At 57.6% G+C, this 14,290-nt stretch carries 14 protein-coding genes; 9 read left to right on the forward strand and 5 right to left on the reverse strand.

What is annotated here, in order from left to right; all coding sequences use genetic code 11:
- Positions 1-8 precede the first annotated feature (8 nt).
- Both ACN0WX_RS11240 and ACN0WX_RS11245 read right to left on the reverse strand, forming a co-directional pair.
- Positions 9-1,172, reverse strand: coding sequence for a DUF1214 domain-containing protein (locus ACN0WX_RS11240; protein WP_417622403.1), 1,164 nt, complete (start codon positions 1,170-1,172; stop codon positions 9-11).
- Positions 1,169-2,311 carry a sulfotransferase family protein gene (locus ACN0WX_RS11245; protein WP_417622404.1) on the reverse strand — a complete coding sequence of 381 codons (1,143 nt, stop codon included), beginning with the start codon at positions 2,309-2,311 and terminating at the stop codon, positions 1,169-1,171. The genes ACN0WX_RS11240 and ACN0WX_RS11245 overlap by 4 nt, the downstream gene beginning before the upstream one ends.
- 148 nt (positions 2,312-2,459) lie before the next feature.
- On the opposite strand from ACN0WX_RS11245, the gene ACN0WX_RS11250 reads away from it, so the two are divergent.
- Complete coding sequence (locus ACN0WX_RS11250) at positions 2,460-4,064, forward strand: GMC family oxidoreductase (RefSeq protein WP_417622405.1); 1,605 nt, start codon at positions 2,460-2,462, stop codon at positions 4,062-4,064.
- Complete coding sequence (locus ACN0WX_RS11255; RefSeq protein ID WP_417622406.1) at positions 4,061-5,554, forward strand: aldehyde dehydrogenase family protein; 1,494 nt, start codon at positions 4,061-4,063, stop codon at positions 5,552-5,554. The genes ACN0WX_RS11250 and ACN0WX_RS11255 overlap by 4 nt, the downstream gene beginning before the upstream one ends.
- Positions 5,555-5,582: 28 nt before the next feature.
- Here ACN0WX_RS11255 and ACN0WX_RS11260 read toward each other — a convergent pair whose 3' ends face one another.
- On the reverse strand, positions 5,583-6,614 hold the full coding sequence (locus ACN0WX_RS11260) for an LLM class flavin-dependent oxidoreductase (protein ID WP_417622407.1): 1,032 nt from the start codon (positions 6,612-6,614) through the stop codon (positions 5,583-5,585).
- Between the two features lie 123 nt (positions 6,615-6,737).
- Between ACN0WX_RS11260 and ACN0WX_RS11265 the strand changes: the two genes are divergently transcribed.
- Together ACN0WX_RS11265 and ACN0WX_RS11270 are read left to right on the forward strand one after the other, a co-directional pair.
- Positions 6,738-7,166, forward strand: a complete 429-nt coding sequence (locus ACN0WX_RS11265; RefSeq protein ID WP_417622408.1) for a nuclear transport factor 2 family protein — start codon at positions 6,738-6,740, stop codon at positions 7,164-7,166.
- Positions 7,167-7,176: 10 nt separating this feature from the next.
- Positions 7,177-7,902: an SDR family oxidoreductase gene (locus tag ACN0WX_RS11270; RefSeq protein WP_417622409.1), complete on the forward strand. Its 726-nt coding sequence runs from the start codon at positions 7,177-7,179 to the stop codon at positions 7,900-7,902.
- 12 nt (positions 7,903-7,914) lie between these two features.
- Here ACN0WX_RS11270 and ACN0WX_RS11275 read toward each other — a convergent pair whose 3' ends face one another.
- Together ACN0WX_RS11275 and ACN0WX_RS11280 are read right to left on the reverse strand one after the other, a co-directional pair.
- On the reverse strand, positions 7,915-8,994 hold the full coding sequence (locus ACN0WX_RS11275; RefSeq protein ID WP_417622410.1) for an NADH:flavin oxidoreductase: 1,080 nt from the start codon (positions 8,992-8,994) through the stop codon (positions 7,915-7,917).
- A gap of 373 nt (positions 8,995-9,367) precedes the next feature.
- Positions 9,368-9,580: a ferredoxin gene (locus ACN0WX_RS11280; protein WP_417622411.1), complete on the reverse strand. Its 213-nt coding sequence runs from the start codon at positions 9,578-9,580 to the stop codon at positions 9,368-9,370.
- 113 nt (positions 9,581-9,693) lie between these two features.
- On the opposite strand from ACN0WX_RS11280, the gene ACN0WX_RS11285 reads away from it, so the two are divergent.
- From ACN0WX_RS11285 to ACN0WX_RS11305, 5 genes are read left to right on the forward strand one after another with little or no spacing between them, the layout of a single operon-like run.
- Positions 9,694-11,082 carry an aromatic ring-hydroxylating dioxygenase subunit alpha gene (locus ACN0WX_RS11285; RefSeq protein WP_417622412.1) on the forward strand — a complete coding sequence of 463 codons (1,389 nt, stop codon included), beginning with the start codon at positions 9,694-9,696 and terminating at the stop codon, positions 11,080-11,082.
- Between the two features lie 19 nt (positions 11,083-11,101).
- Entirely contained in the window at positions 11,102-11,683 is a 582-nt protein-coding gene (locus tag ACN0WX_RS11290) for an aromatic-ring-hydroxylating dioxygenase subunit beta (RefSeq protein ID WP_417622413.1), read from the forward strand.
- A gap of 5 nt (positions 11,684-11,688) precedes the next feature.
- Positions 11,689-12,855: an NAD(P)/FAD-dependent oxidoreductase gene (locus tag ACN0WX_RS11295; protein ID WP_417622414.1), complete on the forward strand. Its 1,167-nt coding sequence runs from the start codon at positions 11,689-11,691 to the stop codon at positions 12,853-12,855.
- Positions 12,852-13,667, forward strand: a complete 816-nt coding sequence (locus tag ACN0WX_RS11300) for an SDR family NAD(P)-dependent oxidoreductase (RefSeq protein WP_417622415.1) — start codon at positions 12,852-12,854, stop codon at positions 13,665-13,667. The genes ACN0WX_RS11295 and ACN0WX_RS11300 overlap by 4 nt, the downstream gene beginning before the upstream one ends.
- Entirely contained in the window at positions 13,664-14,284 is a 621-nt protein-coding gene (locus ACN0WX_RS11305) for a TetR/AcrR family transcriptional regulator (RefSeq protein WP_417622416.1), read from the forward strand. Before ACN0WX_RS11300 ends, ACN0WX_RS11305 begins: the two co-directional genes overlap by 4 nt.
- Positions 14,285-14,290: the final 6 nt, after the last annotated feature.

Consider the following 14,290-nt stretch of genomic DNA (forward strand, 5'->3'; position numbering starts at 1 on the left):
CCACCGATCTACCAGCGACGCCGATATTGCACAGCGCGCCGCCTTGCCCGAAGTTGTTCGTCGCGCAATTCAGGACTGACCTTCGGCATATCCCCGGGCAAATGCGCATGCAATTCGGCCTGATCAATCAGCCGCAGGACGGGTACCGGTCCGCTGCTCGCTTCGTTCCAGCGCAGCATGATTGCACCTTCGCTATTGCCGCCGGTGTCGAGCCAGTTCGGCACCCCCGGGTCCTCCCGCGCAATGACCGCACGAAATTTGCCATCGGCATCAATATGGGCCTGGCCACCGTTCAGGCTCGATTGGCGATTCATCCAGTCGATGCTGTTCCACAGCATATCCGATAGCTGGACATTCCAGTAGCGCACCGTGTCGGGCAGCCCGGTTTCCAGCAGCAGCACCTGCCCCGGTTCCAGCCGGAAAAGGCCCTGATAATAATGCTGTCCCTGGACCCCACCCTTACCGGCCCAGTCATCATGTTCCAGCGCGTTCCACAGGCCCTTGTCCCGCTGCGCCTTGATAAACCCCATTGCCATGGCTGAAAGCCGCGCTGGATAGGCGGCGAGCGCCGTCAGTCTTTCGGCAATTTGCTCTTCGGACCAATAGCGCGGCCTGTGCGCCTTGTCGGTCCGTTCGATTGCTATGCGGGCCTCCCTGCCCTTGCCCCAATCGTAACTGGCCTGCCGCAGCGAAAGCGAGCGAGTGGCGGGATCAAGCCGGCGCCAATCTCCCGTCCAGTCTGCAGGTTTTTCGGCGCTGAGCAGCAGCGAGAACCGCCCTTCGTCATCCAGCGACAGCGTGTCAAAATCCAGCGTGCCGAGCGACGGCCCCAGTTCGTCCGTTACGCCCAGCCCGCCAGCCGTCACGTCCATCAGAAGAAACAGCCCGTCACCCCGTTCTCCGGTCAACAGATAGGAACCGCTGCCGTCGATCGAGGCTGTGCCGTAAATGAAATCGGGATTGGTCCCGATACAATTGAGATGGGTGTTCACCGCGGGTACGAAGTCGGGCAGATCCGGATCGGCAAAAGCGGTGAACCAACCCGAGGCGAGCGTCATCCAGAACAGGCGCTCCGCCTCAGCCGCCGCTTGCGGATCATCGGGGTTGGCGAGCAGCGCCAGCAATTTGGACGTATCACCAAAGCGGGCGATACGGTCTGCCCAGCTATTCACAGATATTTCCGGTAACTGGCTATATAGTCGGCGTAGACGCTTTCCACCTGTTCCCGGGTCAGACCATAATCGGCCAGCTCATATTTATGCTGGCCATGCTTGTCGGCCGGATTTGCATCCCACCAGCCCTGCACCGCACGCTCGGTTTCCGGCGTAAACTCCATATCGGCATGAGCATAGATGCTGCGCACCGCTGCCACCGGATCGGTGACGATATCCTTGAACCGCAGATCATGCACCTGCATCTGCGGATTTGCCTTTCGCCATGCCATCGATGCCACCTGACCGTCGTGCCACAAGTGAAGCAGTTCCTGTCCCAGGGCGGCGCGATCAATCTGCGAGAAACTAACGCAGCGGATAACCTCGATCAGCCTGGAGATCGAGGCCATCACCGTCACCGGATCACGATGCGGCTGCACCAGAATGGCGTCTGGATAGACCGAAAGAAGCTCCGGCAGGTGAAAGGCATGTTCCTGCACTTTCAACACCCAGCGCTTGCGCGGGTTCTTCCATGCCAGATGCTGTAGCCACATCTTGTGGACCTGATAGCCGAAGCTCGTGTCGGCACCGCGATACCAATTATAATAGGCCGGCAGGCGGAATAGCATGGTCGGATTAATGCCCTGAAACGCGGTCTCCAAAATCATGCCGCATTCCTGCGGGATGCGCGCGCCAATAGGATGTGCTTTCAGCACGTCCGCCCACGCACCGGTAAAATTCTCTGCAACATAGGCATCAAATCCATCCGCCCGCGGGTCGCTGTCAAAACTGTCGGCCTCGGGCGGTGGCGACGGCGCGGCAACCTCCCATTGCAATGGCGTGCGAACCTGCGGATCCGCTCCGATGAGCGCATGGAGAATGGAGGTGCCACAGCGGGGCAGGCCCAGAATGAAGACCGGACGGTCAATGACCACCTCCGCAATTTCGGGATGCGCCTTCCTGTCGGCTGCTATTGCTGCCAGCCGCGCCAGATTATCCTCAAATTGGGCAAGCGCCCGCACCCGACCATCTTCAGAGAGTGCGCTCTCGTGTTCCAGCGCGGACAGAGCAGCGGTCAAACCGGGCAAGGTGCCGGCCGCCAGATCATCGGGCAAACCGGCAGCTGCCAGCATGGCTTGGGCGGTTGGAATTGCAGTCACAAATAACTTTCCCTCTTTCGCTCAGTGCTGCCGGACAACATGCGGAGGAACTGGAGAGCGCCCACCTGTCACTGGATAGGCCCTGTCGGCGCCGGGACCGGTCAGATATTGTTACCGAACCGTGGTAGGCTGGCTTGCCGAAAGGCCAATGATGACTGAAATCTACGACTATATTATCATCGGCGCCGGATCATCCGGCTGCGTATTGGCGAACCGGCTGTCGGCCGATCCGGAAACGCGCGTCTTGCTGATCGAAAGCGGGCCCGATGACAAAAGCCCGTTTATCAAAATGCCGCGCGGCATCGGCAAGCTGCTCGCGCCGGGCAACGAGCATGTCTACGCCTATCCCGTCACGCCGGCGGGCAACCAGCCGGAAGAGGTCTGGCTGAAAGGCCGCGCGATCGGGGGGTCGAGTTCGATCAACGGCATGGTCTATATGCGGGGCAGCCCGCAGGACTATGACGATTGGGAGAAAAATGGCTGCGCCGGCTGGGGCTGGGACAGAATCGGCCAGCATTATGTCGATCTGGAAGACCATGTGCTGGGCGAAGATGAATGGCGGGGAACAGGTGGTCCGTTGCGCATCTCCCGCCATCCTTCCGGCAATCCTCTGTGCGCCGCCGTGCTCGGCGCTGCGAAAGAACTCGGAGTGCCAAGCGTTGAGGATGTAAATCATGTCGATGTCCTGGCTGATCAGGGCATGGGTTATCAGACGCTGACGACCCACAAGGGCAAGCGTTTCTCCGCTGCCCGCGCTTTTCTCGACCCGGTACGCGCACGCCCCAATCTGGATATTCTGACCGGCCATCGTGTCGAGAAGCTCTTGTTCGCGGGGACGCGCGCCAACGGGGTCCAGCTGGCCGACCGGGCGGTCCGCTGCCGTGGCGAAATCGTCCTGAGCGCGGGCGCGGTGGAATCGCCCAAGCTGCTCGAATTATCCGGTATCGGCGATGGCGAACGGTTGCAGGCGCTCGGCATAGAAACGCTCGTGCACAGTCCCCTCGTGGGCGAGAATTTACGCGAACATCGCTATGTTGCGATCGACTGGAGGGTGAAGGGCGGTAGCTCCAATCACAAATTGCAGGGGCCTTCGCTGATCGCATCCCTGTTGCGCTATTTATTGTTCAAATCCGGACCGATGACGGATGCAGCGCATGAAGTGGGCGGCTTTATCAAAACGCGACCGGAACTTTCGCGGCCGGATGCCCAGATCGGCTCCATGCTCGTCACCATGTCCCTTGGCAAGAACGGCGAACCCGTTCTCGACAGCTTCCCCGGGATGCGCATTCTCGGTTATTTCACCCGGCCCGAAAGCCGTGGCTGGACCCATATCACCTCTCGGGATGCAGATACCCCACCGGACATCAACGCCAATCATTTTGCGGAGGACATTGATCGCGATACCGGTGTCGATCTGTTCAAATGGATCAGGCGTCTGGGCCAGCAGAATGCGCTTGCGCCGTGGATAGTTGAGGAAACAGACAGAAGCAGGGCTGTCCAAAGCGATGATGATATTGCTGCCAATCTGCTCAATCTGGGTGGCACCAGCTTTCATATTGCAGGCACAGCGGCGATGGGCGCAGATTCAGATAGTGTGCTGGACCCGCAATTGCGGGTGCGCGGCGTGGACGGGCTTCGTGTCTGTGATACGTCGATCATGCCGACGCTCGTTTCCGGCAATACGAATGCGCCCGCCATGGCAATCGCGATGAATGCCGCAGACATGATTATTTCAGCAAAGGCCAATGTATGACCATATCCTTCACCCAAATCGACCATCTCTACATCAATGGCGAGCGGGTTGCACCGCAAGCCGGCACCGAGGCCGTCATCAACCCGGCGACGGAATTGGTGATCGGCGAGGCGCCCGTAGCCAGCCGCACGCAGGTCGACACCGCAATCGCTGCGGCGCGCGAAGCCTTTGACAACGGCCCCTGGCCGCGCATGGCGATGGACGAGCGCGCCGCCATCATGGACCGCATGGTGGACGCGCTGGTTGCGCGGCAAGAGGATATCATCGCTCTCATCGTCGCCGAAGTCGGCTGTGCGCAGGGCATAACCCGGATGATGCAGGTGATGAATCCAATCAACCACCTGCGTTCGACAATCAAATATGCGCGCCGCGAAGAAGAGAGCGAACGGCTGCCGCTGGACATCACCCCCAATATATTTGCGCCGGACGGTCCGAAAAATATCGGCGGCACAACGGTTGTGCGCGAACCCTTTGGTGTGGTCAGCGCGATTACCGGTTATAACTTCCCTTTCCTTCTCAACCTGGCGAAAATTGGCCCGGCGCTGATGGCCGGCTGCACGATGGTTTTGAAACCCTCTCCGTTCACACCCTATTCGGCTTTGTTGTTCGGCGAGATTGCGGAGGAAATCGGTTTGCCCGAAGGCGTGCTCAATATTGTCACAGGCGGTATTGAAGAGGGACAGTTGCTGTGCACGGACGAGCGCGTGGATATGGTGACCTTTACCGGTTCTGAAGCGGTGGGCGCCACGATCATGGCGCAGGCGGCGCCCACACTCAAAAAAGTGCATCTGGAACTGGGCGGAAAATCCGCCATGATCGTCCGCGAGGATGCTGATGTACAGCGCGCAGCGGCAATGGCTGTGGGCTTTCTCTCGGTCAATGCCGGCCAGGGCTGTGCGATCCCGACACGCTTGCTCGTTCACAACAGCATCCGGCCTGCCTTTGTCGCGACGGCAACGGCGATCGCGGCACAGATAAAAGTCGGTGATCCGGCAGACCCGAGTGTCGGCATGGGGCCGCTTATCCGCGAAAGCCAGCGTGCCAAGGTGGAACATTATATCGCACTGGGCAAATCCGCCGGGGCAAGCTTGGTGTGCGGCGGCGGACGGCCTGCAGGGGTGGACAAGGGGTTTTTTACCGAATTCACCCTGTTCGACAATGTCACCAACGACATGAAGATCGCGCAGGACGAAATCTTCGGACCGGTCGGCTGTATCATCGGTTTTGACAGCGACGAGGACGCCGTCAGAATCGCCAATGATTCCCGCTATGGCCTTAACGGTGCCATTGAAACGACAGACGCAGCGAAAGGTTATGAGATGGCGCTGCAAATTCGCGCGGGAAGCGTTTCGCTAAATGGCGGCACAGGCACGATGAGCTTCGCACCGATTGGCGGTTACAAGCGCTCGGGCATCGGACGCGAATATGGGCCGCACTGGCTGCGCGAATATCAACAGGAAAAATCGGTTTTCTATCCGGTTGGCCGCTGAGATCAGTGCCTGGGCAGAAGGTTCTGTCTTAAAGATTCTGAGCCGTTGTCAGGACGTTGTCTGCAAAACAATCCAGCGCTGCTGCACGCTGCGCCGGATTGCCAATACCCCACGCCAGATCGACCACTCCTACGCCACAATCCCGGATGGTCTCCATCCGGCCTTTCAGCGTTTCCGGGCCACCCACGAAATATGGTTCGGTGATCAGCGGCACAACCGGAGGCCCGCCCAGCGTTTCCTGCTGGATTTTCGCCTGCTCGGCTGCCTTGGCGCCAAAAAAAGCACCCATTTCATCGGCCGCCCGGGAATCGCTTTCCGCTGAATAGGCAATGCCGCGATAGATGACATGCGATGGATCTGGCTGCCAGCCGACCTTGGCGGCTTCTTCCTGATAAAGTTTCACCCACTTCCGGACAATTTCCGGCGGCGCAAAGGAAAAGGCGATACCCATCCGTCGGGTAGCGGCAAAGCGGACGGATTCCTCGCTGTTACCCGAACCATAAAGGGCGGGATGGGGTTGCTGCACGGTCCGGGGCCAGACCGCGACATTGCTATATTGATATTGCTCCCCTTCCCAGGCGAATGCGTCATCGCTCGTCCAGGCCTTGATGACCAGATCAATACCTTCCTGCGTCTGGGCGCGGGTGGCATCGGGATCATTGTCATAGGTGCGGTGCTCATTGGGCGTACCACGAAGAAACAGCACCACGACCCGCCCGCCCGAAAGCATGTCGAGCATGGCCAGTTCCTCGGCCAGCCGCACGGGATTGGAAAGGGGAACCAGAGGACCCAGTAAGGCGATCTTCGCGCGCTTGACCGCCTGTGTCAGTGCACCCGCCATCACGGCGGGATTGGGCGTCATGATATAGGGCGCGTAATGATGCTCCGACACGCTCACCCAGTCAAACCCCAGCGCATCTGCCTTGCGTGCCATGGCGAGACTATGATTGAACGAGGCCTGGGCGACATCCGGTTTGCAATGTTTGGGCTGAGCAGGCCAGACTTCGAGCCCGGGTGCGGGGCCGTCATATCCCACCATGCACAAACTTGATATCAGCATTGCATATATCCTCTTCCGTTCGGAACAGAATTGCCGATCGAGCGCACAATACGCCTATCCAAAGAAGGGCGAGCCCCCTGCCCCGGCCAGTAGAATTGGATGCAGGACAGCAAGGATTGCTAGATGAACGAAATAACGTTTGTGGGATCAGGCCTGAGCGCACAGGATGAACGCGCGATTTCCGCAATATTGGTGGCTTACGGTACATCAATAGACCAGCGCGACTGGAAAAGGCTGCGAGCCTGCTTTTCCGAAGATTGCGAGGCGGATTACGGCGATTTCGGTAAATGGCAGGGTAGTGCCGCGATCGTCGCCTATATGAAGCAGGCTCATGCCGATGTGGGAGCGACATTGCACCGCATGACCAATATCGAGATTCGCACCGAAAAACAGCAGATCCGTGTCAGAACCTATGTCGATGCGCTCATCATGCCGATGAACGAGGGCGGTCCCGTTCGCCGCGGAATAGGCTATTATGATGACCAGCTGGTCCGAACCGGCGGCGGATGGCGGATTGCACGACGCCTGTTCACGCCGGTGTTGATCGATTGAGGAGCGCCTGATGACTATCCTGACCGATAAAACCGTCGTTATAACGGGAGCATCCTCCGGTATTGGTGAAGAGACGGCGCGCATGCTCGCTACGGCAGGTGCTCGGGTGATGCTCGTGGCTCGGCGCGAGGACCGATTGATGGCCCTGGCGGCGGAAATTGGTAACGGTGCCGTTCATCTGGCACTGGATCTGGCACAGAAAGATTCAGCTCAGGTCATGCTGGATACCGCTATCGCGCAGATGGGAAAGGTCGATATTCTGATCAACAATGCGGGGATTCTGCGAACCAGCCATGTCGATACGTTTGATCTCGCGGAGTTGGAGCCGATGATCGCAGTCAATTATAGTGCGGCCGTTTGTGCCAGTCTATTATTCGCACGGCACATGAAAGCGAACGGTAGCGGACAGATCGTCAATCTTTCCAGCATCGGAGCGAGTCTGACGGCAGCGGGTACCGGTATCTACGGCGGCCTGAAGGCGGCGCTTGATCGCTTTACCGATGTGCTCCGTATCGAGTTGGCCGGAAGCGGCGTACGGGTTGGTATCATCGCTCCGGGCACCACCACGACCGAAATTTTCGAGGATATGAAGGCGCAGGGGCAGCCCGGCTGGGACGAGTATATTCCGCCGATGCTACCTGGTGACATTGCTCGCGCCATTTTGTTCATGTGTGAACAGACCGGCAATGCCAATGCCGCACGCATGCATATCTACGCGACTTCCGAGACGTTCTAGCCCATCAAGATTTCAGTCCAGACGACCATAAGCCGAGAGATCAAACGGCCTGAAAGGCTCCCCTGCCCGCGCTTTGAGAACCCATTCCGGATCCATCAGAAGCGCCCGGCCGAGCGCGACCAAATCATACTCGCCCGCCGCAAACCGGCGCACAACTTCCTCCAGATTATCTATCGCCCTGGTCGGCTCGGCAAAGCTTGCGGCAAGTTCCTTGTCAAAACCTATTCCGCCGACGGTCATCGTCGGCTTGCCGGATAATTGTCGTACCCAGCCGGCTAAACCCATGTCCGACCCGGCAAAGGCAGGAGCCGAAAACACGCGGGTGCTGACATCGAATATGTCCACACCAGCCTCGACAAGTGCGGCGCTGATGATCGCCAGTTCGTCGGGCGTCTCCGCCAGCCTTGCATCATAATCCTGCAGCTTCCACTGCGACAGGCGGAACAAAATCGGAAAATCAGGGCCGACTTCGGCGCAGATCGCCTTCACCAACTCGCAGGCAAAACGGGTGCGCCGCTTGATGTCCCCGCCCCATGCGTCGTCGCGGCTGTTGGTCTCTTTCCAGAGGAAGCTATCTATCAGATACCCATGTCCGCCATGCAGCGCGACGCCATCAAAGCCGGTCGCCTTGGCATTGGCGGCGCTCCTTGCAAATGCGGCGATTATGTCGGCGATCTCATCCTCGCTCATGTCATCTGGACGCATGGATTTGGCTTCGGGATGCGGCGGAGTGCCTTCCTGCCGTACACCACCCATATGCCAGAGCTGCGGAATGATCTTGCCGCCGGCCTTGTGAACCTTGTCCACGACTTTCCGCCAACCCTCCAATGCTGCATCCCCGTGCAGCACCGGTATATTCTCTTCTCCCATCGTGCCATGGCCGATCGCCGACGGGTGATCCACGCCGATACCCTCTGTGATGATCAAACCGGTTTTGGCCTGGGCGCGGCGGGTATAGTAGGAGGCGACATTATCACCCGGTACTCCGCCAGGCGAAAAATTGCGGGTCATCGGCGACATGACGAACCGGTTCGGAAGGGACAAGGTCTTGCATTGAAATGACGCAAAAAGTGGTTCGACTGATTGTTGCATCTTGTTCTCCCGGTGGGTTCTGTCAGCTTGATCGTTGATTGAACCTTCCGAATACGGACCTCTCTAGCGACAGGCAGGGAAAATACGGCTCGGCCGCAACCTGGTACAATGAGCAACTAGCGCCAAATCGCCGGAGCGCTCCTCGGGTGGCTACAAGGAACGCGGAAAGCGCGTAATTCCAGCAGAATATCAGAATGATGCGGACATTATGGAACAATCGCTATTCATCGTCGCTGAAGCCGACGGGGATATAACAAAAACCTTATCGCGAAATCCTTCGCAAGCCATTCCGAACGGAAGTCCGATTTTTTCTATCCTGCCACCACCCGGTTTGTTGTCAGCGATTTTTGACGTCGCGCTTGTCGTGATCCAATCAGGCCGGAACCAGTTTCAGTGCAGCTTGTGGACAGGCTTCTGCGCCTTCGCGTGCCGTTTCTACCAGTCCGGCGGGTACCAGCGGATCGTCGACATACACCATACCATTCTCGTCCAGCTTGTAGACTTCAGGGCAGATTTCCGCGCAAACGCCATAGCCGCAACAGGCTGGCTTGTTGATCTCTACCTTGAATTTTGCATCATTGGACATGCGTCTCTCCTGTGAAAAATGTCATCGTCAAGTATTTTACAGCTTGAACAGATTATATTCAATATGTATAAATCGAATCAACCTTAAAAATGTCCTGGAGAGGAAAAAGCATCATGTTGCAGAAATCTAGCCTGGTTTTGCGGGACGGTACGTCACTTGACGATCTCGTCATGCGGGATAGCAATGAAGTCTCGTTGCGCGTCATGACAGACGAAGAGCTTTACAAGCATGAAATGGAACGGATTTTCGCCAAGACATGGCTGCTGCTGGGTCATGAGAGCGAAATTCCGAAATCCGGTGACTTCATCGTCCGCGATATGGCTGAAGACAATGTGATCGTCGCGCGCGACCGGGAAGGCAATGTCAATGTCTCGCTCAACGTCTGCCCCCACCGCGGCATGCGGGTTTGTCTGGGTGAAGCGGGCAACAAGCCTATCCACCAGTGCATTTATCATGGCTGGGCCTTCAAGCCCAATGGCGATTTTATCGGCGCACCGGTCGAACGCGAGAAGATGCACGGCAATGATGTCGACAAGAAAACCCTGGGTCTCAAGAAGGCACGGGTCCATCTCTATGGTGGGCTGATCTTTGCCACCTGGAATGTCGACGGCCCCTCGTTTGACGAATATCTGGGCGATATCAAATATTATATGGACCAGCTTTTCTGCCGGACTGATAGCGGGCTGGAATTGCTCGGCCCCCCGCAACGCTTTGTGCTTCCTTGCAACTGGAAGGTTCCGGGTGAGCAGTCCGGTTCCGATGGTTTCCACACTTTGACGCTGCACCGCAGTCTGATGGAAGGCGGTGTGATGGGGGGGACGGCCGAGTCAATCTATGACCAGGCACCGGGCATGTACGGGGTCGATGTGTCCTGCGAACAGGGGCACTCGCTGCGCTGTCTCGAAGCGGAAAAGACATTCAAGATGTTTGCCGATGTTCCATTTGAGGGCAAATCGGTGGAAGAGCGGCTCAACCTGCTGACACCGCCGGGCATCACCAAGGAAATGATTCCGCAACTGTTCAAGAATCTGTCGGCTGATCAGGTCGAACAGCTGGCAACGATACCACCACAAGTTGGCGGCATGTTTCCAAATATTCTGATCGCTTTCATTTTTGCACCGCGTACCGATGGCGGCTCATCCGGAGCGCTCGCCCTGCACACTTATGTGCCAAAAGGGCCGGACAAGGTCGAGTTCGTCAATTTCATCTTCGCGGAAAAGGACGCGCCCGAGCAGATGAAGCGCGACATGCTGCAAAATGCGGTTCAGCAAACCGGCACATCGGGTACGATCGAACAGGATGATGCTGATGTCTGGCCCGTCATCATGAAAAATGCACGCGGTGCAGCCGGGCAGAACATGACGCTGAAATATCAGGCGCTGCATGGCCATGAGCGGCCGGAAGGCTGGAAGGGTGAAGGCCTTCTCTATCCGGGCTTCACCAAGGATGACACGCAGTGGAACTGGTGGCTGGCCTATCACGATTTGATGAGCAAAGCCTGAGAAGCGGAAGGAACAACATATGACCTGGGAAACAAAATCAACTGCCGCTCCGGATTCCACAACAATCATTCGCGGACTCGTCTCGCGAAAACGGGTTCCGCTGGGTTCGGTTATATATAATAAATTGCTGGAAACCCTATATGATGAGGCCGCCGCGCTCGATGAACGGCGTTTTGATGACTGGGTTGCGATGCTGACGGAGGATCTGGTCTATCAGGCCCCCATCCGCATTACCCGTACCGGCCCGAACAAGGACCGGGACGTGATGCGCACCATGTTCCATTTTGACGAGAATTATGGCTCTATTCAGATGCGGACCGGGCGTTTGCAGAAAAGCGCCTGGGCGGAAGATCCGCCTTCGCGATGCCGGCGCTTTGTCACCAACGTTCGTGTTGGTGAATGCGAAACCGCCGGTGAATATGAGGTCGTCAGCTATATCTATCTGGAACGCAGTCGGGGTGACAATCCCGACAATGAAAGCCTGACCGCCGAGCGCCGTGATGTCTGGCGTGAAGTCGAGGGTGCTTATAAACTGGCGAGCCGGGAAATCATTGTGGATCAGTCGGTCCTCGGCATGTCCAACCTCGCCGTGTTCATCTGATCAAGGTGAGCGATTCAGTACCACAATCTGTTGTTGTTGTCGGCAGCGGCCTGGCCGGATTCGGCGTCTTGCGGGAATTGCGCAGGGCGGCACCGGATGCCAAATTGACCATGGTGACGCTGGAAGACGGGCATTTCTATTCAAAGCCGGCGCTTTCTACCGCGCTGGCAAAAGGCAAGACGGCGACCACTCTGGTCACCTCGGATGCTGAAAAAATGAAGACCCAGTTGAAACTGGATGCGCGCATTGGCCGGGAGGCCGAGGCGATCGACCGGGCCGGCAAGGCGCTGTGCACCACCGGCGGGCCGATCCATTATGATTCCCTGATACTGGCGACCGGCGCATTGCCGATACGCCCGCCACTGGATGGAAATGCCGCACACCGCCCCGTCTCGATCAACCAGCTCGATCACTATGACCGGTTTCGCAACGAATTGCCCGATGGTGCGCGCGTGCTCATCATGGGTTCCGGATTGGTCGGCACCGAATTTGCCAATGATCTGGTGACCAATGGCTACAAGCCCATCGTCGTCGACATGCTGGCACTGCCGCTCGCCCAGCTGGCTCCGCCGGCGGTTGGCGAAAAGCTGCGCGATGCGCTCGGCGCCGAAGGCGTGGAATGGCACTTGGGCCACAAAGTTACGGCTATAGATTATAGCGACCCTGGACCCGGCTATGTTGCCACACTTGATGACGGCAGCAAGATTGAAGCGGACCTGGTGCTGTCAGCCGTTGGCCTTCGTCCGAATATAAGCCTTGCGGAAGAGGCCGGTCTCGACGTCGGGCTGGGTATCAGGGTCAATCAATATGGCCAGACAAGCGATCCCGACATCTATGCCATTGGCGATTGCGCTGAGTATCAGCACGGGCTGTCGGCCTATGTGACGCCGATCATGGCAGCGGCGCGGGGCATCGCCCCTTCGGTGCTGGGCAAGCCCACGGAAATCCGCTTCCCGCCGCTCTCGGTGCAGGTAAAGACAACCGTCCTCCCGATCAACCTTCTGCCCCCTGCCCCTTCCGTTGCCGGAGAGTGGCGGAAAATCGAGGATGATGCGAGCGGATGCAAACATGTCTTCGTCGACGGCGACGATGTCATATGCGGCTATGTGCTGACGAATGAAAAATGCGAACAACGCATGGAGATGGACAAATTGGTGGGAGAAAAAGCATGAGCCGATTGCTCGCAGGCAAGATCGCTATTGTAACCGGGGGCGCGAAGGGTCTTGGCTATGGCATTTCCCGCGCGATGGCAAAAGAAGGTGCTTCTCTGCTCATCACCGGACGCGACGGAGCGGCAACCGAAAAGGTCGCATCCGAAATCCGCGACGAATTTGGCACACAGGCTGTCGGCATGTCCGCCGACATGGGTGTGAAAGAACAGGTCGAGGCGATGGTCCAGCGCGCCGTCGATGAATTTGGTGGCCTGGATATTCTGGTCAACAACGCCTCGCTGCTTTCCGACAATGTGCTGCTGGAACACAAGACCGACGAAATGCTGAAGCGCACACTGGATATCGGTGTCTGGGGATGCTGGTGGGGCATGCGTGCCGCATTGCCGCACATGAAGAAGCGCGGCGGCGGTTCCATCATCAATTTTCACAGCATCGATGCCCAGACCGGCGCATGGCTGCATAGCGACTATAATATCAACAAGATGGGCATCATGGGTCTCACCCGCAGCGCGGCGGTCGAATGGGGCCGGTTCAATATTCGCTGCAATGCGATCGCGCCAACCGGGCTGGGACAGGTTTTTGCACAGCTGGTCGAGACCGTACCAGGCTTTCTGGAGCAGGCGACCGCCAATAACCCGCTGAAACGTGCAGGCGATCCCGAGAAGGACATCGGACCGGTCATTGTTTTTCTGGCATCCGAAATGTCCGCCTTTGTCACCGGCGAGATGATCAACGTTGATGGCGGACAGAATTTGCCCGGCTATGTCAGCATTCCGCACAATCTGGACGAACTGGAAAAGGCTAGCTCATGAGACTCGTCGCTGCTGAAACCGAAACGGACCCGGCGCCAGATGTAGAGCTTTCGCCAAGCGTTATTCGCATCTTGAGTGGCGCGCTGGATGCCATTGCAAGCCGCGGCGCGAAGCGTCTTTCGATGAGTGATATCATCGAAGCCAGCGGCGTTTCTCGGGGAACGCTCTACCGCTATTTTTCCAACAAGGACGAAGTGCTGGTGGCGGTTGCAGAATTTGTCTGCGTCGGCTTTGAAACGGGAATCCGCGATGCCGGTGATGGCATTATGGACCCCATGGAACGCTTCAAATCGGTCATGCAGTTTTATGGGCAATATACGATCGAGAACTCCCCGGACCGCGTATTTGAAGTTGAGCCAGCTTTTCACCTGGCCTTTTTCCGCAGCCGTTTTGATCGGTACAAACATGCTGTTCTGGAAGCATTGGGACCCACTTTTGATTATTTCGATGGCTTGCTCGGTGAACCGATGAACCGGGAAGCATTTGTCGAAACGCTGGTCCGGATGCAGCTCAGCACCTTGCTGGTGCCAGCCAGCGACGAATGGAAACAGATTTGGGACGATACGGCGGAAAACGTCCAGAAATGGGCGCTCAAGATAGCCGCCACACAAAAGTAGAACAGA

The sequence above is a fragment of the Parasphingorhabdus sp. genome, from assembly GCF_048269915.1.
In the GTDB taxonomy this organism is placed as follows: Bacteria; Pseudomonadota; Alphaproteobacteria; order Sphingomonadales; family Sphingomonadaceae; genus Parasphingorhabdus.

Bases quoted from the DNA above. Each gene is read 5' to 3' on its own strand.
- ACN0WX_RS11250 (WP_417622405.1), top strand. From the start codon at position 2,460: ATGATGACTGAAATCTACGACTATATTATCATCGGCGCCGGATCATCC.
- ACN0WX_RS11255 (WP_417622406.1), top strand. From the start codon at position 4,061: ATGACCATATCCTTCACCCAAATCGACCATCTCTACATCAATGGCGAG.
- ACN0WX_RS11260 (WP_417622407.1), bottom strand. From the start codon at position 6,614: ATGCTGATATCAAGTTTGTGCATGGTGGGATATGACGGCCCCGCACCC.
- ACN0WX_RS11265 (WP_417622408.1), top strand. From the start codon at position 6,738: ATGAACGAAATAACGTTTGTGGGATCAGGCCTGAGCGCACAGGATGAA.
- ACN0WX_RS11270 (WP_417622409.1), top strand. From the start codon at position 7,177: ATGACTATCCTGACCGATAAAACCGTCGTTATAACGGGAGCATCCTCC.
- ACN0WX_RS11275 (WP_417622410.1), bottom strand. From the start codon at position 8,994: ATGCAACAATCAGTCGAACCACTTTTTGCGTCATTTCAATGCAAGACC.
- ACN0WX_RS11280 (WP_417622411.1), bottom strand. From the start codon at position 9,580: ATGTCCAATGATGCAAAATTCAAGGTAGAGATCAACAAGCCAGCCTGT.
- ACN0WX_RS11285 (WP_417622412.1), top strand. From the start codon at position 9,694: ATGTTGCAGAAATCTAGCCTGGTTTTGCGGGACGGTACGTCACTTGAC.
- ACN0WX_RS11290 (WP_417622413.1), top strand. From the start codon at position 11,102: ATGACCTGGGAAACAAAATCAACTGCCGCTCCGGATTCCACAACAATC.
- ACN0WX_RS11300 (WP_417622415.1), top strand. From the start codon at position 12,852: ATGAGCCGATTGCTCGCAGGCAAGATCGCTATTGTAACCGGGGGCGCG.
- ACN0WX_RS11305 (WP_417622416.1), top strand. From the start codon at position 13,664: ATGAGACTCGTCGCTGCTGAAACCGAAACGGACCCGGCGCCAGATGTA.